At 65.9% G+C, this 19,926-nt stretch carries 18 protein-coding genes and 2 tRNA genes; 13 read left to right on the top strand and 7 right to left on the bottom strand.

The features are described from left to right. The first annotated feature begins 98 nt into the window (after nucleotides 1-98). The 6 genes from AB7M35_RS23040 (at nucleotide 99) to AB7M35_RS23015 (ending at nucleotide 5,722) form a co-directional block, all read left to right on the top strand. Nucleotides 99-1,112, top strand: coding sequence for an ABC transporter substrate-binding protein (locus AB7M35_RS23040; protein WP_453962926.1), 1,014 nt, complete (start codon nucleotides 99-101; stop codon nucleotides 1,110-1,112). Nucleotides 1,113-1,146: 34 nt separating this feature from the next. Continuing rightward, nucleotides 1,147-1,896 carry an isochorismatase family protein gene (locus AB7M35_RS23035; protein WP_453962925.1) on the top strand — a complete coding sequence of 250 codons (750 nt, stop codon included), beginning with the start codon at nucleotides 1,147-1,149 and terminating at the stop codon, nucleotides 1,894-1,896. 63 nt (nucleotides 1,897-1,959) lie between these two features. Then, nucleotides 1,960-2,781 carry an ABC transporter ATP-binding protein gene (locus tag AB7M35_RS23030; protein ID WP_453962924.1) on the top strand — a complete coding sequence of 274 codons (822 nt, stop codon included), beginning with the start codon at nucleotides 1,960-1,962 and terminating at the stop codon, nucleotides 2,779-2,781. Continuing rightward, on the top strand, nucleotides 2,778-3,572 hold the full coding sequence (locus AB7M35_RS23025) for an ABC transporter permease (RefSeq protein ID WP_453962923.1): 795 nt from the start codon (nucleotides 2,778-2,780) through the stop codon (nucleotides 3,570-3,572). The genes AB7M35_RS23030 and AB7M35_RS23025 overlap by 4 nt, the downstream gene beginning before the upstream one ends. 32 nt (nucleotides 3,573-3,604) lie before the next feature. Then, complete coding sequence (locus tag AB7M35_RS23020; protein WP_453962922.1) at nucleotides 3,605-4,363, top strand: ABC transporter permease; 759 nt, start codon at nucleotides 3,605-3,607, stop codon at nucleotides 4,361-4,363. Between the two features lie 48 nt (nucleotides 4,364-4,411). Beyond that, nucleotides 4,412-5,722 (top strand): M20 family metallopeptidase, encoded by a 1,311-nt coding sequence (locus AB7M35_RS23015; protein WP_453962921.1) that lies wholly within the window; start codon nucleotides 4,412-4,414, stop codon nucleotides 5,720-5,722. 139 nt (nucleotides 5,723-5,861) lie between these two features. Here the strand turns inward: AB7M35_RS23015 and AB7M35_RS23010 are convergent, their stop codons facing one another. Then, a complete protein-coding gene (locus AB7M35_RS23010) occupies nucleotides 5,862-6,449 on the bottom strand; it encodes a MarR family winged helix-turn-helix transcriptional regulator (protein ID WP_453962920.1) in 588 nt (195 codons plus the stop codon). 669 nt (nucleotides 6,450-7,118) lie between these two features. On the opposite strand from AB7M35_RS23010, the gene AB7M35_RS23005 reads away from it, so the two are divergent. Both AB7M35_RS23005 and AB7M35_RS23000 read left to right on the top strand, forming a co-directional pair. Then, on the top strand, nucleotides 7,119-8,606 hold the full coding sequence (locus AB7M35_RS23005; protein WP_453962919.1) for an amidase family protein: 1,488 nt from the start codon (nucleotides 7,119-7,121) through the stop codon (nucleotides 8,604-8,606). Nucleotides 8,607-8,938: 332 nt separating this feature from the next. Then, nucleotides 8,939-10,444: a 4-hydroxyphenylacetate 3-hydroxylase family protein gene (locus AB7M35_RS23000; RefSeq protein WP_453962918.1), complete on the top strand. Its 1,506-nt coding sequence runs from the start codon at nucleotides 8,939-8,941 to the stop codon at nucleotides 10,442-10,444. 167 nt (nucleotides 10,445-10,611) lie between these two features. Here AB7M35_RS23000 and AB7M35_RS22995 read toward each other — a convergent pair. After that, nucleotides 10,612-10,688, bottom strand: a tRNA-Met gene (locus tag AB7M35_RS22995). Nucleotides 10,689-10,955: 267 nt separating this feature from the next. Further along, nucleotides 10,956-11,041: transfer RNA gene (locus AB7M35_RS22990), tRNA-Leu, on the bottom strand. A 412-nt stretch (nucleotides 11,042-11,453) separates the two neighbouring features. Here AB7M35_RS22990 and AB7M35_RS22985 point away from each other — a divergent pair. Next, complete coding sequence (locus AB7M35_RS22985) at nucleotides 11,454-12,209, top strand: hypothetical protein (RefSeq protein ID WP_453962917.1); 756 nt, start codon at nucleotides 11,454-11,456, stop codon at nucleotides 12,207-12,209. A 43-nt stretch (nucleotides 12,210-12,252) separates the two neighbouring features. Here AB7M35_RS22985 and AB7M35_RS22980 read toward each other — a convergent pair whose 3' ends face one another. Then, nucleotides 12,253-12,936 carry a YggS family pyridoxal phosphate-dependent enzyme gene (locus tag AB7M35_RS22980; RefSeq protein WP_453962916.1) on the bottom strand — a complete coding sequence of 228 codons (684 nt, stop codon included), beginning with the start codon at nucleotides 12,934-12,936 and terminating at the stop codon, nucleotides 12,253-12,255. A 143-nt stretch (nucleotides 12,937-13,079) separates the two neighbouring features. Between AB7M35_RS22980 and leuS the strand changes: the two genes are divergently transcribed. From leuS to holA, 3 genes are all read left to right on the top strand, one after another. Beyond that, a complete protein-coding gene (gene leuS, locus AB7M35_RS22975) occupies nucleotides 13,080-15,680 on the top strand; it encodes a leucine--tRNA ligase (protein WP_453962915.1) in 2,601 nt (866 codons plus the stop codon). After that, complete coding sequence (locus tag AB7M35_RS22970; protein ID WP_453962914.1) at nucleotides 15,667-16,233, top strand: LPS assembly lipoprotein LptE; 567 nt, start codon at nucleotides 15,667-15,669, stop codon at nucleotides 16,231-16,233. Before leuS ends, AB7M35_RS22970 begins: the two co-directional genes overlap by 14 nt. A gap of 137 nt (nucleotides 16,234-16,370) precedes the next feature. Continuing rightward, nucleotides 16,371-17,399 carry a DNA polymerase III subunit delta gene (holA, locus tag AB7M35_RS22965; protein ID WP_453962913.1) on the top strand — a complete coding sequence of 343 codons (1,029 nt, stop codon included), beginning with the start codon at nucleotides 16,371-16,373 and terminating at the stop codon, nucleotides 17,397-17,399. A 12-nt stretch (nucleotides 17,400-17,411) separates the two neighbouring features. Here the strand turns inward: holA and AB7M35_RS22960 are convergent, their stop codons facing one another. Together AB7M35_RS22960 and AB7M35_RS22955 are read right to left on the bottom strand one after the other, a co-directional pair. Continuing rightward, nucleotides 17,412-17,672, bottom strand: a complete 261-nt coding sequence (locus AB7M35_RS22960) for a hypothetical protein (RefSeq protein ID WP_453962912.1) — start codon at nucleotides 17,670-17,672, stop codon at nucleotides 17,412-17,414. Nucleotides 17,673-17,775: 103 nt separating this feature from the next. Continuing rightward, the gene (locus AB7M35_RS22955) at nucleotides 17,776-18,078 is read right to left on the bottom strand and encodes a hypothetical protein (protein WP_453962911.1); all 303 of its coding nucleotides are present in this window, start codon (nucleotides 18,076-18,078) and stop codon (nucleotides 17,776-17,778) included. A 202-nt stretch (nucleotides 18,079-18,280) separates the two neighbouring features. On the opposite strand from AB7M35_RS22955, the gene AB7M35_RS22950 reads away from it, so the two are divergent. Continuing rightward, nucleotides 18,281-19,402 carry a helix-turn-helix transcriptional regulator gene (locus AB7M35_RS22950; RefSeq protein WP_453962910.1) on the top strand — a complete coding sequence of 374 codons (1,122 nt, stop codon included), beginning with the start codon at nucleotides 18,281-18,283 and terminating at the stop codon, nucleotides 19,400-19,402. A gap of 57 nt (nucleotides 19,403-19,459) precedes the next feature. On the opposite strand, the gene AB7M35_RS22945 is transcribed toward AB7M35_RS22950, so the two are convergent. Then, entirely contained in the window at nucleotides 19,460-19,897 is a 438-nt protein-coding gene (locus AB7M35_RS22945; RefSeq protein WP_453962909.1) for an ArsR/SmtB family transcription factor, read from the bottom strand. Nucleotides 19,898-19,926 lie beyond the last annotated feature (29 nt).

The following is a 19,926-nucleotide window of genomic DNA, read 5'->3' as shown; positions in this document are numbered from 1 at the left end:
ACTCTAGCTCCCGGCACATCGGCGCAATCTGCGGAACACCGATTGACAACCCTCAAAAATCTATACAGCATGTAACTAATTGTCGAGAGGGAGACGAGATGATGTGGGGACAATCTGACCTTCATGGCGTTGGTCGAGGCACGGTCGGGCGCCGTGTTGCATCGATTGCCGTCGTACTTTCCGTGGCCGGAATTCTCGGTACTGATGCGGCGTTGGCGCAGAGCGGCAACACCATCAACGTCGCGATTCAGCCGACAACGACGGCGCTGCCACTCGTCGTCGCCGACAAGGCCGGCATTTTCACCGACAACGGCATAAGCGTGAAATGGACGGTCTCGAACGTTCCGATCTCCGACTCTATTGCGGCGCTCGGCCGCCAGTTTGAGGTGGCGATGGGCACCCAGCCGGCGCTCATCGCCGCGGCCGGGCAAGGCATCCCGGTCGTCGTGATCACCGGCGGCGCTCTCGACACCGCGGAAAACGAGACTTCCGACATCGTCGCCGGCGCGGACTCCGGCATAACGGATTTCGATCAGTTGGCGGGCAAGACAGTCGGCACGCTGACACTGACCGGGAACATCCACTTCTCGATGCTGAATCTCCTGGAGGAGCGAGGGGTAGATCCGAACAGCATCAACTGGGTCATCGGGACGGTCCCCCAGCTGCCGGATCTCCTGAAGGCGGGCCGGGTCGACGCCATCGAAGAGATCGAGCCGTTCGCCTCCGCTGCGGTGGCAGCCGGCGGGATTTCGCTGGGCGATCCCTTCCGCTCGATCGGCGACCGCGCCTATGTGGGAATGTTTGTGGCCAGCCGGGACTGGGCCAACGACAACAAGGATGCCGTGCTGAGTTTCAATAAGTCACTCCAGCAGGCGGCCGAATGGATTACGAAGAATCCCGCCGAGGCCAAAAATATCCTGGGTTCCTATACTGGCCTGAAGGGGCCGATTCTCGAGAAAATGCCGATCCCAGATTTCCATTTCTCGGAAACGGCGGCTGATCTTGGCAAGGAGCAGAGGAAAGATCTTCAGACCTGGCTCGACATTCTGGCACGCACCAGCGATTTCCGGCCTGTCGAAGTGGGCGTCATGCTGCCCGGCTGGGTCGAGTAGGCGCGCAACGAAAGGGGGCGGGGCGGAGACGGCGATGACGGCCGACACCCCGGCGGAAGGTGAGTCGCAGGCGCTTGCCAGCAAGATGGCAGGCCTGATCTCCGACCAGGAGAAACAGGTCATGGCGCTGGCCGGCTACGGAAGGCGCGGCGGACTCGGTTCCCGCCCCGCCTTGCTGGTCGTCGATGTCACCTACGGATTCTGTGGTCGCTCTAGGCGGCCCGTGCTGGAGGCGGTGGCCGACGAGCGGCGAGCCTGCGGGGAGGCCGCATGGAACGCGGTTCCGCGGATCGCCGAGCTGATCCGACGGGCCAGGGTGTCCAGGGTTCCGGTTGTCTACAGTGCCATGACAGACCCGGCGAGCCCGGAATTTGAACCCGGGCTCTGGCCGCTCAAGAACAGCCGGGGCGGCGAAGCCCCGGGGCAGATTCCTCCGGGGCAGGGCGACAACGAGATCATCGCCGAGATCGCCCCGCTACCTGGCGAGATGGTCTACGCGAAGGGCAAGCCCAGCATTTTTGCCGGGACAGGAATCCTGGCATTTCTGATCGCCCGGCGCGTCGACACGTTGATCGTCTGCGGCGGAACGACCAGCGGCTGCGTCTACGCCAGCGTCGTCGACGCGTTCTCCAACAATTTCCGCACGGCCGTGGTGGCCGACGCCTGTTTCGACAGGATCGAGACGCTGCACTGGGCATTCCTGCTGGATGTCGACTTCAAGTACGGCGACGTCGTGACCAGTGAAATGGCTACCCGCTACATCGACGATTGCCGGTCACGCTGATCAGCCTGTGTGCAGGGGATCGGTGCAAGTGCCCGGACAGAGTATGGATGGGATGTTTTGACAGTGGTTCTGGAAGGCGAACGGAGCATCCCCAGCGAGAGCAGTTCGCACGGGCTTGCGTTTCGATGCCGCTCATTGTGCGTCGAGCTGGGCGCGGGGGATGGTCGGCGGCGGATCATCGAGGGACTGGATCTGGAGGTCCCCCACCGACAGTTCGTCTGTATTCTCGGCCAGTCCGGTGTGGGCAAGACAACACTGCTGAAGACCTTCGGCGGCCTTGCGGCCGCAGCGGAGGGCTCGGTTCTGGAGCTAAACGGACGCCCCGTGGTCGGACCGCCCGATGGTGCGGTCTTCGTGTTTCAAAACTACGCGGCCTCGCTGCTGCCGTGGCGCACCGCGCGGAAGAACGTGGAATTGGGTCTTGAGGCAACTCTGCCTCGGGCCGAGCGTACCCGCCGGGCGCTGACAGCGTTGGAGCAGGTCAACCTGCTGGATCACGCCGACAGTTACCCGCGGCAGCTCTCCGGGGGCATGCAGCAGCGCGTCCAGATTGCTCGCGCGCTGGCCCTGCACCCGCAACTCCTGCTGATGGACGAGCCCTTCGGCGCCCTTGATGCGATGACGCGCGAGACGTTGCAGGTCGAGCTGCGGCGCATCCACCAGGCGTCCGGCGCGACCACCATCTTCATCACCCACGATGTCGACGAGGCGGTGTTTCTGGCCGACCGACTGATCGTCTTAGCCGGGCGGCCGGCGGCGGTCGGCCTCGACATCACCAGCGAGCTGCCGGTCGAGCGCGACCAGGTGACCACCAAGGAAAGCCGCTCGTTTCTGGAACTCCGGCATGCCGTCTACCAGATGCTGAGCGGGAACGGCGGGCGATGACGCGAACCGTGAAGATGCTGGCGACCGGAGGCCGAAAGCTGCCGGTCAATCTGCCCGGCCTTGCCATTGTCGCGGCCTTTCTCGTCGCCTGGGAGCTCTATACGCGGACACTTGGCGCCGAGTTCGATTCCCTCGCCTCTGTCGGGGAGATTGTGGTTGCGCTGAAGGCGCTGTGGACAGAAGGGCCATTGCTCGGGCAGATCCTGCACACCCTGACGGTCGCGGTCGCTGGATGGCTCGCAGCCGGTGTGATCGGGCTGACTCTGGGCGCCATCATCGGTGCCTCGCGGCCGGTCTGGACCTATACGATGGCCAGCATCGACGTGTTGCGCTCGATCCCCTCGATCTCGCTAGTGTCGGTCGCGCTGCTCGTGTTCGGGTTCTCGTTTCGCTCCGAACTCGTGATCGTCATCTATGTCAGCCAGTGGCCCGTCCTGCTGGCAACGATGGGCGGTCTCAGAAGCACCCCGGAAGGCCTCCTGGAGATGGCGCGCTCGTTGCGGCTGACGCCAGCTGCGACGGTGCTGAAGATCCTGCTCCCTGCCGCCGTGCCGAGCATCCTCGTTGGGCTGCGACTGGCCCTGACACTGTCCATCGCACTGACCGTCGTGGCCGAGATGATCGGCAATCCTGCAGGGCTCGGCTTCGGCCTCGTGTATGCCCAGCGCGCCATACAGCCGGCAGAGGCGTTCGCCTATCTGGTGGTGATCGGCATCCTGGGATGGCTCGCGAACGCGGTGTTCCTTCAGATCGTGCGGCGCGGCTTTGCCGGTTATGGGGTGGTCAGCTGATGGTGCCGCGCAGCAAGGGGACCGATAGGAGCATGGCTGTCTCGATGCGCGAGCGCAACGGCACGCCGATGCGTGGCCTCCTGCCGCTCATCGCTGCCTTGGTCCTGTGGCAGCTGTTCGGCGCCCCCAACTCGCCCTATTTCCCTCGACCGCTCGACTGGTTCGTCGCGCTGGATGCACTCAGGGCATCCGGTCGGCTGTGGCCGGCGCTCGCAATGACTATTGAGGACTTCCTGCTGGGGCTGCTTCTGAGCGTCGTCATCGGGTCGACGCTCGGCATCCTTCTGGGACGCTCGGCGACGCTCGACCGCCTTCTGGGGCCGATCCTGGAGTTCGGACGCACGATGCCAGCCGGTGCTCTGGTGCCCGTCGCAGTGCTGATCATGGGCTATACCTCGTCGATGACACTCTTCGTCGTGACCCTCACCAGCATCTGGCCCGTCCTACTCAACGTCCGTTCGGCCGCACAGAACATCAGTCAGGATCGGTTGGACACGGCGCGGGTGCTGCGGATGTCCTGGTGGGACGCGCAGCGGAAGGTCTTCTTGCCATCGGTGATTCCGGCGATCCAGCTCGGTACTCAGATCGCAGCCCCAATCGTCCTGATTATCGTGCTTCTGGTCGAGATCCTGACCCAGGTGTCTGGCATTGGTCGCGAGATTGCCGTGGCGCAAAGCACGTTCCGCAGCTCCACCGTCTTCGGACTCGTGATGCTGACCGGAGTGCTGGGCCTAGCCGTGAACTGGGTCATCAGCCGCGTCGGGATTTTCACGCGGATTTACCGCGCCTAGGGCGCGCGGTCGAACCGACACGTAAGGGCAAGCGGAAGGGGCGGTCAAATGGTCCTGCATGAGACCGACACTGAGGCGGCCACGCTGCAGGCTGCGCAGGCTGCAGCGCTGGGCACCCTTACGGATGCGATGTGTGACGAGATCGTCGGGGTTGCCTGCGAACTGATCGACATTGCCAGTCCCACCGGTGAAGAACTGGAGGTCGGCACCTACCTGGCCCGCCTGTTCGAGTCTCTCGGGATGACCATTGCGATGCAGGAGGTCGAGCCGCAGCGCAACAACATGGTGGCGCATCTCAACCCCGAGGCCGTCGGCCCCAGCATCATGTTCAATGGCCACATGGACACCAGCACCAGCGGCCGTGAAAGCTCGAACTTGCCGGTTGGACTGCTGCCTCGTGCGGTGATCGATGACGGCTGGCTGCGCGGGTTGGGCGCGTCCAACATGAAGGCCGCCTTCGCGTCCTATTATGGCGCCCTGCGGATGATCCAGGCAGCCGGTTTGCGGTTGGGCGGGCGCGTCACCGTCAGCGGCGTCGTGGGTGAGATCGAGAAGGCGCCTGTCGCGCGTTACCAGGGCGCTTGCTTTCGCGGCGGCGGTTGCGGGGCCAATTACGGCGTCCAGCACGGCATGATGGCGGACGCCGTGGTGATCGGCGAGCCGACCGGGATGCGTATCCAGAACGCTGCATCCAGCTACATGTTCTGCCGCGTTGGCACGACTGGTATTGCGCAGCATACGTGGTCGCGGGAGCACGGCGTCGATGCCCTTGATAAGGGCATTTACATCATTAACGCGCTGCGCGCGTGGGAACCGGAATTCGAGCGCCTGGTTGGCGGCGACAAGGTCGGCGCCCGGCTCACCGTCGGCGCGGTTGAGGGGGGGTATCCGTTCAAGCCTTCCATCGCGCCGGCGCCCATGTGCGACGTGTTCGTCGACGTTCGGTTTCCCCACGAGCGGTCGGTCGTTGAAGTCACCGGATTGCTGAGGCGGAAGTTGAAGGAGTTGGCCGAGGAGGTGGAGGGCCTCGACCCGACGCTGGAAGTGTTCCTGTGCCGCAACGGATTCATGCTGTCACCGGCTGATCCCTTCTTCCAAGATGTGGCCGCAGCCCACCTGCGAGCGACCGGTGAGCCGACGGGCGAGGTGGCGCGCAACCGCTATTTCGTATCGGCCGATGCGCCCACCTTCATCGAATACGGCATGAAAGCCCTCGCCTACGGCCCGGGCGGTCGCACACGAGACGGGTCGTACCAAATGTACGACCGGCTCGGCGAGGTATGCAGCATTGAGAACCTTTTGGCCTGTGCGAGGTCCTACGCGATGCTGATACTGGCGCACTGCAACGTCGAGGCGTAACCACCGGACCCGCGATCCGCGCGCAACAAGTGCTTGCGTAGCCGCGGTCGCCGCGGCGCTTGGGCTGGTACCTGATCGGCTTCAATTCGCCTGGCGACATTCGGGAGCGTGCGGGCACGCCGTATCCGGCGCCGATCCCCTAGATTTCGCTGGAACGCGCATCCTGCGCCGCATTGGTGCGCCTGCGCGGCGCAGGTTTTGCCTCAGCGGCCCGAGCATGCTTGCGCGCCAGTTCAAGCGCCTCGGGTGAGTTGGCGACTATGGTGCGGGCAACTCGGTGGGCCCGCGACAAGGCCGATGGGCTGACGTTCTGGAACAGCAGGTCGTTCACGTCTCGTACCAGCGGAGCGATGCGGTCGATGGCCTGCTCGCCGGCCGGGGTCAGGCTCACCAGCACCATGCGCCGGTCAGCCTCAAGGCCCTGCTTCAGCAGCAAGCCCTTGCGCTCCAGCCGACCAACCTCTGTCGTAACATGGGTAGAAGCCAGCGAAACGTGTTCGGCCAGTACTTTGATGGCGACGCCCTGCGATTTTTGCTGCGAGGCGACACCCATGAGAACCGCAAACTGAGACGAGGTAAGTCCCAGGGCGCGAGCAAAGGCATCACGGCATTTCAGAAGCTGATCGACGCTCAGGACCAGCGTGTAGATCGCTTCCCGGAACGTAACGTCGGATCCGTTATCCAGGAAATCGTCTCGGGAGGTCGTTAGCGGTTGTTTGTAGGTCATTCTCGGTATCGGTTCCGGCGCCGACTGCGGAAATACCTCCTACAACAACGGTAGAGGCTCATGCGGCTATAGAAGGGAAGCTGGCCCGAGGCAAGGCCACCTTTTGTCCCACAAAGCGTAGCAATTCCGCACTGGAAGGTCGTAAAGCGACTGTCGTGAAACACCGGTCCCGGCCGCACGACGCGCAGCGCGCCTGCATCGCTGGCAGATCATGCCGGCCGGACTCGCTGCCTGTGAACGACGATCGCCCGTGTTGAACCTTCGCGCTAGGCCAAGTTCGGCGTAGCCAGACTCCATCCGAGCAATAGGCGATCGCCTCGCGGTCGATTGGTACGGCTTAGGGAATCCGCGCACTATCTATCTACAGTATGTAGCGATAAATCACCCCTCTGAAGCCGCCGTGCTTCATTCCGCCGCTCTCATCTGTCGGGTGATCCACCCCAGCAGATATCCTTCTTGACAGCTACAATATGTAGGGTTCTATTCGGGCAATGTACTCTCGCGAGCCGCTCTTCTGCGGCGCGCTTCGGCGGGGTAGCGGAGGCCTTTGCGACAGGAGTGACTGTGGTCACCGCCTCCAGCGGAGGAGATGAGAGACGGGGCGCGACGGCCGGGTTGTTCACCACCGGCTTCGGGTCGCGGTGACAAACTGGACCCATGGAGCGCCGAATGGACTCTTCTGCCTTGTTTCAAGTTGTCGAAGCCACCATCGGGGACATCCACGAAGGATACCGAAGCGGCGCGCTCACAGCGCACCAACTGGTCAGCACGTATCTGGCGAGAATCGACGCCTACGACCGGAGCGGACCATGTATCAACTCCGTGATCGCGCTCAATCCGCAGGCGCTGGAAGAAGCTGGCCGCCTCGACGAACTTTACTTGAGCTCCGGTCCAGTAGGACCACTGCACGGCATTCCGGTGCTGCTCAAGGACCAGATCGACCTCGGTGGGATGCCGACCACCCTGGGTTCCGTCCTGTTCCAGGATTTCGTTCCCGAGCAGGACGCTTTCGTGGTCGCGAAGCTGAGGCAGGCCGGCGCGATCATCCTCGGCAAGGTCACACTGGGGGAGTTGGGGGGCGGCGACACGCACGGATCGCTGTTCGGTTCGACGCGTAATGTCTACGATCTAGAGCGGACCGCAGGCGGCTCGTCCGGCGGCTCGGGAGCTAGCGTTTCGGCCAACTTCTGCACCGTCTCGGTGGCGCAGGAGGGATTCTCGTCGATCCGCCGTCCGGCCGCCTGGAACGGCGTGGTGGGGATGCGCCCGACGGTTGGCCTGGTCAGCCGCACGGGGGTTTTCGGAGGCTGGCCGACAACAAATGGCTCGCTCGGCCCCATCGCCCGGACGGTCACGGACGCCGCCAGGTTGCTGGACTGCATGGTCGGCTACGATCCCGCCGATCCGGCCACGGCGCGCGGAGTGGGACGAGCGGCCCCGACCTATTGCGAGGGGCTGGACGCCGGGGCGCTGGCCCGAGCGCGGATCGGCATCCTTCGTGAGCCAATGGGCTATGCGGTCGAGCCCGACACGGACGACTTTGCTCAGGTCACCGAAGTCTTCGACAACGCTGTCGCCGATCTACGCAAGGCCGGCGCGGAGGTGGTCGATCCAGTCGTCATCCCTGACCTCCGCGCGCTTCTCTCCGCTCGCGCGCGAGATCTGGAGGCGGATGATCGCATGTTCGAGTTGTACTTCGCCGGCGGCAACGCACCGTTCGCCAGCCGGCGGGAGGCGATGGAATCCCCACTTTTCGCTTCGGTGTGGGAAGGCTCGCGGCGCCGCTGGGCAGATGCCAGCACGCCAGCGCAGTATGGCGCCAGCGCGGTGGCACGCGAAACTCTGATGACCAACCTACTCAAGGTCATGGCCGATCACCGGCTCGACGCGATCGTGCATCGGTCGGTCGAGCATCAGCCGACCCTTATCAGGGACGGCGTGAATCCTCCGTTCACCGATCAGAAGGGGGCGCCGCACATCAATACCTTCCTTAAGTACGTGCCCTCGATCTCGGTCCCGGCCGGGTTCACTCGCAGCGATCTGCCGGCGGGCATCACATTCCTCGGGCGACCCTATGACGATGCCAGGCTGATCCGGCTCGCTTTCGCCTACGAACAGGCGACGCACCACCGCCGTACCCCGTCCGTCGCGCCATGACGGTGGGGACCAGGTCTAAGCGGCACTTTCGATAAGTCGTTAGGGAGGCCAGGCAGTCCGGTCTCCACGGCAGGGAAGAGTGCGTCGCATTCTTCGGCGGCATGCCGACCGAGAAGGTCAATGTCACCCCCCGTGACGTGTGGGGATGCCTGCTTATCGGCCGGAGCTGGGTATCGCTGAAGTTGGGCGCAGGCGCTCGCCTCGGTTTCTTTCCGGGGGAGGAACGGTCAGCTGGACGCCCCAGATTGACATGCTCCAGATAGCTACATATTGTAATTAAAATGGCTCGCCACGCAGCGTGCCAGTCCGTTCCGACTTCGTGGGAGGTCCAAATGACAGTTCGACCGGCGCAGCCCCTCCGGGCAGAGGTGCATGATGCCGTCCCCTTAAGGACGGGTGAGAGTTTCCTTGCCGATCTCAGGGCTCGCGAGCGGACGATTTTCGTGGATGGTGAGCGCGTGCGCAATCCAGCCGACCATCCGGCCTTCCGGGGTGCGGCGCGGACCTTCGCGCGCCTGTTCGACTATGCGGCGGCGCCGGCCAACCGCGAGCAAATGACCTTCACCTCGCCCGACACCGGCGGTCCTGTGTGGCGCTGCTTCCAGATCCCGCATACGCACGCGGACCTGCGCGCCAAGCGGCTGGCAGCCGAAGGTTGGGCAGAGCAGACCCTCGGGCTGATGGGGCGTACGCCCGACCACGTTGCCAACTTCTTCGCCGGCTTTGCCGCAGTCCCAGAGTTCTTCGAGCAGGACGGTCGCGGTTTTGCCGACAACGTCCTGAACTTCTATCGGCACATCCGCGACAACCACAAGTATGTGGCGTACGCCATCGTCCCGCCGCAGATCGACCGGAGCAAGCCGGCGCACCAGCAGTCCGATCCGTCGCTGTACGCCGGCGTGGTGCGCGAGACCGATGCCGGCATCGTGGTCAAGGGCGGTCAGCAGCTTGCGACGGGTGCCGTGTTTGCCGACTATCTGCACCTCAGCTGCATCCATCCGCTGCGTCCGGGTGACGAGAACTACGCCATCAGCGTAGCCATTCCGCTGGATGCCCCAGGCGTCAGGTTGTTTTCTCGGCGGGCCTTTGCGCTGCAGGCGTCCGACGTGGAGGATTATCCGCTCACCACGCGCTTCGACGAGACGGACAGTTTCGTGGTTCTGGACGACGTCCATGTGCCGTGGGAACGGGTCTTCATCTATCGCGACATCGAGCGCTGTTTTCAGCAGTGGTGGAAGACGCCGTCGCACGCCTACGGAAACCATCAGGCGCAAGCCCGCTACGCCACGAAGCTCCGCTTCATGCTGGGCTTGGGCCAGCGCATGAACGAGGCGACCGGCAACGACAAGGCGCCTCCGGTGCAGGTCGAGATGGGGGAACTCGCCGCCTACGCCTCCATCGTGGAGCACATGCTGGCCGCGCACGAGGTATCCGGAACGATCGACGCCAACGGCATTGTCTGGCCAAGCAGGACTGCGCTCTATGCGGTGATGGCTCTGCAGTCGCAGATCAACCCGCACATGATCGACATCGTGCGCGAGTTGACCGGCGCGGCAATGATCACCCTGCCGTCATCGTCGAAGGACTTCGACAATCCCGAGGCGATTGGGGATATCGAGCGCTATTACGTGTCGGGCGACATGTCAGCGCGTGACCGCGTGCAGCTGATGCGGCTCGCCTGGGATTTCATCGGCTCCGAGTTTGGCAACCGCCACCAGCAGTACGAGAAGTTCTATGGCGGCGCTTCCTATCTCGTGAAAACCAACATGTACCGCAATTATGATTTCGAGCGGGCCGGGAAGCTGGTCGATTTCGCGCTCAACCTGCCCGAAGCCTGAGCCGTCGTCCGCCCGGAACGGGCCGCTGATGTCAGTTTCCCGGCCGCGCACAGAGGACGGGGGAATGGCAAGGTGGAGATCGATGCGCGGGGTGATCTCGCTGGATCCTTGCGCTGTCGCTTCAAACGAAAAACCCCGCCGGTCGGGCGGGGTCTTCGGAAGTTAGTTGGTTGCGGGGGTAGGATTTGAACCTACGACCTTCAGGTTATGAGCCTGACGAGCTACCGGGCTGCTCCACCCCGCGTCACCAGTGACGGTCATGTAGCAAACGCACCTCCCAGGCGAAAGGGGCAGGCGACATTTTTTTGTCATGTCCACCGGCTTTCGCGAATGTCCGCCTACTTTGTCACAGTCGCGGCCCTCGGCGCCGCCCCAGGCGAAGCCGGTCTCAGGATCGTCATCCCGCGCAGCCGCTGCCGTTTCAGCGAGGGCGTGTCCGGTGCCCGGGCCGTCCTGCTGGCCGCGAACCGCGCGCCGTCTTCGTTAAGCCGATGATGTCGAAGGATCTGTTTGGTACGGGTGGTCGGACTCGAACCGACACTCTGTCGCCAGAACCGGATTTTGAGTCCGGCGCGTCTACCATTCCGCCACACCCGCACGGCCGACCGTCGGTCCTGGGACCGCTGCGCGCTGCCGCGCTCCGCCGGCGAACGCCTCCGACCGGTCCATGCCGATGCCCCAGGCGCCCAGTCCGGTGCTCTAGCCGGAAACGCGGCGCGTGTCGACATCCTCCGGCACCGGATGAGCGGGACTCGCCGAAAGCGATTCTTTGCTACTCAGTTGTGTCCTTAGGTTGTAGAATTCACCGCGCGGGTGAGAGCGGCCCTCCGACGGGTCGCGGAACCGGTGTGGCCAGCTGCGGCTCAAGGGGGCGTCGATGCGGCTTGCGCGAGCGATCATCCCGGGTCCGTTTCACCGCCACGCATTGTCGCGGCGCGGCGCGAACGGATATTTGCCGGCTACGCACCGGCGCCGGACGTGGCATTCGTCGGCTGGTTTGCAGGTGGCGTTGGGCGCATTCGTTGCGGCGAGCGCCTTCCTCGCCGGCAATGCTTCCGCCCTCGCCGGCGCGTGGACCCCCGAGCGCGGCGACGGTGTGGTGATCGTCACCGGCACGTTCTCGGGAGCCGCGAAGGGCTTCGATGCGGACGGGCGCCTGGAGCCGCTTCCCGAATACCGGAAGTTCGAACTGTCGGCCCATGTCGAGTACGGCGTGACCGACTGGCTGACGGGGGTCCTCCACAGCGCGGCGCGGCTCGAGACCCAGGATGCGAATCTGACCACGACGGCGGTCGACGGCATCGGCCTGCGGGCACGGGTTGCCCGGTCGGACCGGATGGTCGTGTCCGCCGAGCTGAACGGCTACACGCCCGGCCTCGATCGCAACGGGCTATGGGTCGAGAGCGAGCCGGCGACGCTGGAGGCGCGTGCGCTGCTCGGCTACGCGTTCGAGGTCCGCGACCTCCCGGCCTTCGTCGACGTTCAGGGCGCCTACCGGTTCAGCGAGGGCGGGCAGGATGACGAGATCCACATCGACGTCACCCTCGGCCTCAAGCCGACGCCGCGCTGGCTGCTGATGGCCCAGTCCTTCACCACGCTGTCGGCGGGGAAGGCGTCCGACTATCGCTACCAGAAGCTCCAGGCCAGCGCGCTATGCTGGCTGACGGCGCACCACGGGCTGCAGGCCGGCGTCAGCGGAACGGTCGACGGGGTCGCGGCGCTGCAGGAACGGACCGTGTTCGCCGCCATCTGGTATCGCTTCTGATCCCGAGGCGCGGTGGCGGCACGCGATTCGGCAGCCGACCCAATCAGCCGGCGGGCTGTGGCGGGCGCGTTCCGAACAGCGCGGAACCGATGCGGACGTGGGTCGCGCCGAAGGCGACGGCAATTTCGAAGTCCGACGACATGCCCATCGACAGGCCCTGGACGCCCGCTTCCGCGGCAAGCGTCTTGAGAAGCGCGAAATGCGGGCCGGGCGCCTCGTCGACGGGCGGAATGCACATCAGCCCTTCGATCGACAGGCCGTGAACCTCCCGGCAGCGTGCCACGAAGGCGACGGCGTCTCCGGGGGCGATGCCGGCCTTCTGGGCTTCCTCGCCGGTGTTGACCTGGACGAACAACAGCGGGTGGCGCCCCTGCGCGGCGCATTCGGCGGCGATCGCGGCGGCGATCTTCTCGCGATCGACGGTGTGGATCGCGTCGAACAGGGCAACGGCTTCCCGGGTCTTGTTCGACTGCAGCGGCCCGATGAGATGCAGCTGGACGTCGGGATGCGCCTCCTTGAGCGCCGGCCACTTGGCCTTCGCCTCCTGGACGCGATTCTCGCCGAAGACGCGCTGGCCGGCCTGGATCAGCGCTTCGGCGTCCTCGGCCGGAAAGGTCTTGGAAACGGCGACGAGCTGGGTGGAGCCGCGCGCACGGCCGGCGTCGGCCTCGGCCCGTTCGATGGCGCCGCGGACGGCGGCCAGTCGCTCAGATGCATTCGCGTCCATCCGTTCCCATATCTCCGTCGAGGTTTCGGCCTCCCTCCTTAGCAAAGGTGGGCCGGGCGGTTCCAGTTGACCGGGGTGCGGTTTTTTGGTGACTGTCTCCCGACACCGCAATCGGCCCCCTTTCACACGAGCAGAACCGTCCGATGACGACAACGGAGCGCTACAACGCCCGCGACGTGGAAATTCGCTGGCAGAGCGAGTGGGATGCGCATGGCGTTTTCCGCACCCGCAACGAGGATCCGCGCCCGAAATACTACGTCCTCGAGATGTTTCCCTATCCGTCCGGCCGCATTCACATGGGCCACGTGCGCAACTACGCCATGGGCGACGTGATCGCGCGCTACAAGCGGGCCAAGGGCTTCAACGTCCTGCATCCGATGGGATGGGATGCGTTCGGCATGCCGGCCGAGAACGCGGCGATGCAGAACAAGGTGCATCCGCGCGAATGGACGTATTCGAACATCGCCCACATGCGCGGGCAGCTGAAGCAGATGGGCCTGTCGATCGACTGGGATCGCGAGATCGCCACCTGCGACGTGAGTTACTACCAGCAGCAGCAGCGCCTGTTCGTCGACTTCTACAAGGCCGGCCTGGTGGCCCGGAAGACGGCGAAGGTGAACTGGGATCCGGTCGATCAGACGGTGCTGGCGAACGAGCAGGTCATCGAGGGCCGCGGCTGGCGATCGAACGCGCTCGTCGAGCAGCGCGAGCTGACCCAGTGGTTCTTCCGCATCAGCGACTACAGCGAGGAGCTGCTGGAGGCCCTCGACAAGCTGGAGCGCTGGCCGGAGAAGGTCCGGCTGATGCAGAAGAACTGGATCGGACGCTCCGAGGGCCTGCGGCTGCGCTTCGAGTTGACGAAGACGGCCCCGCACGGCGCATCGGACCTGGAGGTCTTCACCACCCGGCCTGACACGCTGTTCGGAGCGAGCTTCGTCGCGGTCGCGGCCGACCACCCGCTGGCGATAGCCGCCGGCGAGCGGGACTCCGAGCTGCGCGACTTTCTGGTCGAATGCCGCAAGCTGGGCACGACCGCGCTGGCGATCGAGACCGCCGACAAGAAGGGCTACGACACCGGGCTGCGGGCCCGCCACCCGTTCCTGCCCGACGTCACGCTGCCGGTCTACGTCGCGAATTTCATCCTGATGGAGTACGGCACGGGCGCGATCTTCGGCTGCCCGGCCCATGACGCGCGCGACCTGGAGTTCGCCCGCAGGTACGACCTTCCGGTCCTGCCCGTGGTGCTGCCGCCCGACGCTGATCCGGCGACCTTCGAGATCACCGACACGGCCTACACCGGTCCGGGCACGATCTTCCGCTCCAGTTTCCTCGACGGCCTGTCGATCGAGGACGCCAAGGACGTCGTCGCGACCCGGCTGGAGAAGAAGCACCTCGGCAACGCGCCCCAGGCGGCGCGCCAGGTGAACTACCGCCTGCGCGACTGGGGCATCTCGCGGCAGCGCTACTGGGGCTGCCCGATCCCGATGATCCACTGCGAAGCGTGCGGGACGGTGCCGGTGCCCGAACGGGACCTGCCGGTCGAGCTGCCGTCGGACGTGACGTTCGATCGTCCGGGCAACCCGCTCGATCATCATCCGACATGGTCGAAGGTCGACTGTCCGGAGTGCGGCAAGCCGGCGCGCCGCGAGACCGACACGATGGACACGTTCGTCGACTCGTCGTGGTACTTCGCCCGCTTCACCGCGCCGCGGGCGATCGCGCCGACGGAGCTCGAGGCGGTCGACCACTGGCTGCCCGTCGACCAGTACATCGGCGGCGTCGAGCACGCGATCCTGCACCTGCTCTATTCCCGGTTCTTCCTGCGCGCCATGAAGAAGACCGGTCACGTCCGGATCGACGAGCCGTTCGCGGGCCTTTTCACCCAAGGCATGGTGACCCACGAGACCTACAAGGACGCCGACGGGAACTGGCTGTTCCCCGAGGAGGTTGCCGTGCGCGACGGCGCCCACGTGCATGCGAAAACGGGCGCGCCCGTCGTACTCGGGCCGGTCGAGTCCATGTCGAAGTCGAAGAAGAACGTGGTCGATCCGACCGCGATCATCGCGTCCTTCGGCGCTGATACGGCGCGCTGGTTCATGCTGTCCGACACGCCGCCGGAACGCGACATCCAGTGGACCGAGGGTGGCGTCGAGGGCGCGCATCGCTTCATCCAGCGGATCTGGCGGATGGTCCAGGAGTGCGCCCCCGCGCTGAACGACGTGCGCGAAGGCGACGGATCGGGACCGGACGCCGATGCCGTGCGCAAGGCCATGCATCGGGCGCTGGCCGCCGTGGAGCACGACATCGAGAGCCTCGGCTTCAACCGGGCCGTGGCGCGCGTCTACGAACTTTCCAACACGCTGCAGCCGTATCTGGCCACCGGCGTCCGCAACCCCGAGCTCGCCCCGGTGCTGAAGACCGCGATCCGCTTCCTGCTGCAGATGATCGCGCCGATGACGCCGCACCTGGCCGAGGAGTGCTGGTCGGTGATGGGCTTCCGCGGCCTCGTCGCCCAGGAAAAGTGGCCCGAGGCCGACAGGTCCCTGCTGGTCGACAGCTCGATCACCCTGCCCATCCAGATCAACGGGAAGAAGCGGGCGGAAATCACGGTGGACCGTGCGACGTCGTCAGAGGACGTGGAGCGCGCCGTGCTTCAGCTCGATGAGGTCAGGCGCCACCTCGATGGCCAGGTTCCGAAGAAGGTCATCGTCATTCCGCAAAGGATCGTCAATGTGGTCGTCTGAGATCGTTCGCGCCGTCTCGATCCGCGGCGCTGTCCGCCGGCTTGCCGCCGGCGTCGGCCTTGCGGTGGTGCTCGCCGCCGTCGGCGGATGCCAGGTGAAGCCACTTTACGGGGATGTCGGTCTTGCGGCCGACGAGGGCGTGCAGGCCCGGCTCGCAAGCATCTCCGTGCCGGCGGGTGGCTCCCAGTTCCTTCAGCAGTTTGTCCGTGAGCTGGAGTTCCGCCTGCGCGGAGGGGCCGACCCGGCGCCGACCCGCTACACGCTCCGCTACATCACCAACGATCGGTCGGCCTCTCTCGCCGTGCCGGTCACCCTCGACGAGCCGACCGCCATCTCGGTCACCCTCGGCGTCGACTTCGCCCTCATCGACACGGCGACCAACCTGACGCTGCTCACCGGGTCGAGCTTCGCCACCGCGTCCTACGACTACTCGAGCCAGCGCTTCGCCAACACGCGCGCGTCGGTCGATGCACAGAACCGGGTTGCCAGATCGGTGGCGCAGGACGTGGGTAACCGGCTTGCGGCCTATTTCTCCGCCAACCCGCAGAGCTGATCTTGCGGACGTTCACGGCCGGTCTGGAATCGCGCGGACGGCAGGCGCAGGGCGGGGCTTCCTAGGCTTGGAGGCCTCAGCCTAATCTTGTCCATCCGGTGCTGCCACCGGAGCGAAAGGGCTCGAGCGGAGCGGGAATGGCGGTCCTCAAACCCCAGGACATCGATCGCAGGCTTGCCGAAGCGGCCGGGCTGCCTCCGGTCATCCTCGTGTACGGGCCCGACCACGGGCTCGTCGGCGAGCGTGCGGGGGACATCGTCAAGCGCGCGTCCGGCGAGGACGATCCGTTCGGGCTGGTGCGGATCGATGGCGACGAGCTGGGATCGGATCCCGGCCGGCTGAGCGACGAGGCGCGGACGATCGCGCTGTTCGGAGGCAAGCGCGTCGTCTGGGTGCGCGACATTGGCGCGCGCAATCTGCTCCCGTCCGTGCAGCCGCTGCTCGACGATCCGCCGACGGACGCCCTGATCGTCATCGAGGCCGGCGACCTTCGGCCCACCTCCCCCCTGCGCAAGAGCCTGGAGAAGCACGCGGCCGCGCTGGTCATTCCCTGCTACGCTGACAGCGCGCGCGATATCGACCGGCTGCTGGAGGAAGAGGCCCGCCTTCACGGCCTGGCCGTCAGCGCCGAGGCGCGCGAGGCGCTTCACGCGCTGCTCGGATCCGACCGCACCGGCAGCCGCTCGGAGATCGGCAAGCTGTGCCTTTATGCCCATGGCGACGGGACGATCACGCTTGCCCACGTGGAGGCGGTGGTTGGCGACAGCGCCGCGCTGTCGATCGAGGAAGCCGTGGACGCGGCCTTCCTCGGCGATGCGGATGGCGCGATCCGGCGGCTGAAGCGGCTGGAAGCGGCCGGCACCCATCCGTCCGTCACCGCCGGCTTCGCGCTTCGGCTTGCCCAGTCGCTCCAGAAGATGCGGGCTCAGGTCGACAGCGGGCTCGCCGCGGACACCGTCGTCGATGGCGCCCAGCCGCGGATCTTCTTCCGCCGGAAGCCCGCCATCAAGACGATGCTCAGGGCCTGGCCTGCGGCCCAGCTCGTCCGGGCCCAGCGCCGCCTCGCCGATACGGTGAAGGCGACCCGGGTGAACCCCGTGCTCGCTCACGAACTGGTATCCGATACGCTGCTGGCATTGGCCCAGGCGGCCCGCCGCAAGCGTTGAGGGCGCCGACTGTCAGGGTCGAAACCGCGTCCTGACGTCCCGGATGATCGAGCCGATTGTCGCCGCGCCCGTGGCGAACTCCCCGGCATTTGCCGCCTGGCGCTGCTTGAGGCGCTCCAGGGCGTCGAGCACGAGATCGACCTGGCGGCTGCCGGACGTCTCGACGGGCAAGCTCGCGAGGACCCGCCGCGCCGCCGCGACCGCCATCACGCCCGTCTTGGCATCGTAGCTCCGGCTTTCGATCGCGTGCTGGCGGTCGAGAATCTCCGTCACCGCGCCGATGATCGCCCGACCATCCGGTCGGCGAACGACCCTTCGTGCCCGCTCCAACAGCCTCCGCATGGTCCGCGTGGATCCACCGCGCCCGGAGCGCCGATCAGGCGCGTGCCTTGCGCGCGCGGCTGACGCTGGCGAAGGCGAGAATCCAGGCGAGCACGGCCGCGACGGCGCCGGCAATGGCGATGGGCGGCAGCACCGAGCCGATCGGATCCCGCACCATTGGCGGCACCAACGGCACCATCGCCATGACAAGTGCCCCGGTGACGACGACATAACCGACGGCAGTGACGACGGTCGCGTTGAAGGCGGGCGAGCGGTCGTTGCGGCTGCCGATCACCCGCGCAATGAGCGTCGACACGGCGATCCAGACGATCAGCATGCTGATCACGATCATTTCCATCTGAGGTTTCCCCATGAGTTCGGCGGTCCGAGCGGAGTCACCGGCCCTGCCGTCGCTGCGAGAGCTGCCAGTAGGCGGTGCCCTGCCGCCGCCGGCATCCCCCAGATGGGGCAAGGAATCCCGGTTTCGGCTTCGCATTCCGGATAGCCTCGATTAGTCTCGCGTGACGGGGAGACGCGAGGTCACAGGGGGCGCGGGTCGGGTGGATTCCGATAGACTTCTGGCCCTGGTGGGAGGGCTCTACGAAGCCGCACTCACGCCAGAGCTGTGGCAGCGCGCGGTCAACGATATCGCCGACGCGCTGGGGGCACACACCTCGCATGTCATGGCGCTCGACCGGCGGAGCGGCGCCGAGCCCGTCAACGTGCTCGCACGACAGGATCCCGCGGCGATCCGCGCCTACATGGACGACTTCTTCGAAATCGACATCCGGGTGCCGCGCATGGACGCCACTCCGCCGGGGTTGATGGTCCTGGATTGCGACGTCTGGAGCCCGGAAGAGAAGCGTGCGAGCCCGGTCTACCAGGATTTCCAGCGGCCCCAGAAGATGTTCCACATCACCGGCGCCCAGCTGGGCGTCGAGAATTACATGACGTGGTACGGCGTTTCGCGCGAGCTCGACGACCCGTTCGATGCCGGCGAAGTCGCCATGATCGAACGGATCGTCCCCCACGTGCGTCAGGCCGTCCGGCTGACGTGCACGGTGGAGGAGCTTCGCGCCCGCGACCGGCTGCTGGGGGGACTTTGGGCCGATGCCGGCCGCGGCGTTCTCGTCCTCGCCCCAACCGGGGTGGTGACGTTCTGCAACGCGGCTGCCGAGATGCTTGCGCGCGCAGGCGTGATCGCGCTGCGCCGTGACCGGTTGCGCTTCCGCGAGGCGGGGCTGAACGGGCTTCTGGCCGCCAACCTCGCCGCGCTCGCCAATGGCGCGCCTGGCCCGGCCGCGATCGGGGCCGGACTGAGCATGACGGAGGATGGCGAGCAGTTCGGCGTGCGGTTCGTGGCGATCCCGGCGCCGGTCGCCCCTGACCTTTCAAGGGGCGCGGCGCTGGCGGTGCTGCTGGTTCCGCTGTCGCGCGAGGTCGCCCCGAGCGAGACCGAGATCGCGCAGTTCGGCAGCCTCTTCGGCTTGACTAGAAGCGAGCAGCGCGTGCTGGGCGCGGTTGCCGCGGGAGAGGACCTGACCGCCCATGCGCTGGCGCGGAAGGTCAGTCCGGACACGGTCCGCAAGCAGATGAAGACCGCGCTCGCGAAGGCCGGCTGCCGCAGCCAGAAGGACCTTCTGCGTCTGCTCGAGCGCTTCTGCTTCCTGAGCCTGCGCTGAAGCGCCACCCCCGGTCCGGATCGGCTTCGAGAGGGGCCGAACTGCGTGCGGGGGTGCTCAGTCCGCCGCGTCCTGCGGGACCGGGCAGAATGCGGCGTGAAGCGCTTCCACGACGGTCAGCACCTCCGGCTGGGTGATCCGGTAGAGCTGGGCCGTGCCTTCGCGGCGCGCCTCGACCAGCCCGTCCGATCGCAGCCGCATGAGCTGCTGGGACATCGGCACCTGCGCGAGCCCGAGTTCCTCGCGCAACTGGGCCACCGATTTCTCCTCGCGGCCGAGCGCGCACAGGACGAGGAGCCGCTGCGGATGCGAGAGGCTGCGCATCAGATCGGCCGCGCGGCCGGCCGCCGGAATCATGTCTGATACATTCATACTCTTGAATTTACATTTCTTGAATGTTACCTGCAAGACCTGATCGTTGCAGGTCCGACGGGTGCCGTCGAGCCGAGACGACCAGCCGGGCCGCATGAGGGCGCCGGCCAACGTTTCAACCATTGCGTTTGCGCAATGCGCGCAGTCATCGG

Source organism: Amorphus suaedae (assembly GCF_053629675.1).
The sequence above is the reverse complement of the archived record's forward strand: the minus strand, read 5'-3'. Positions and strand labels throughout refer to the sequence as shown.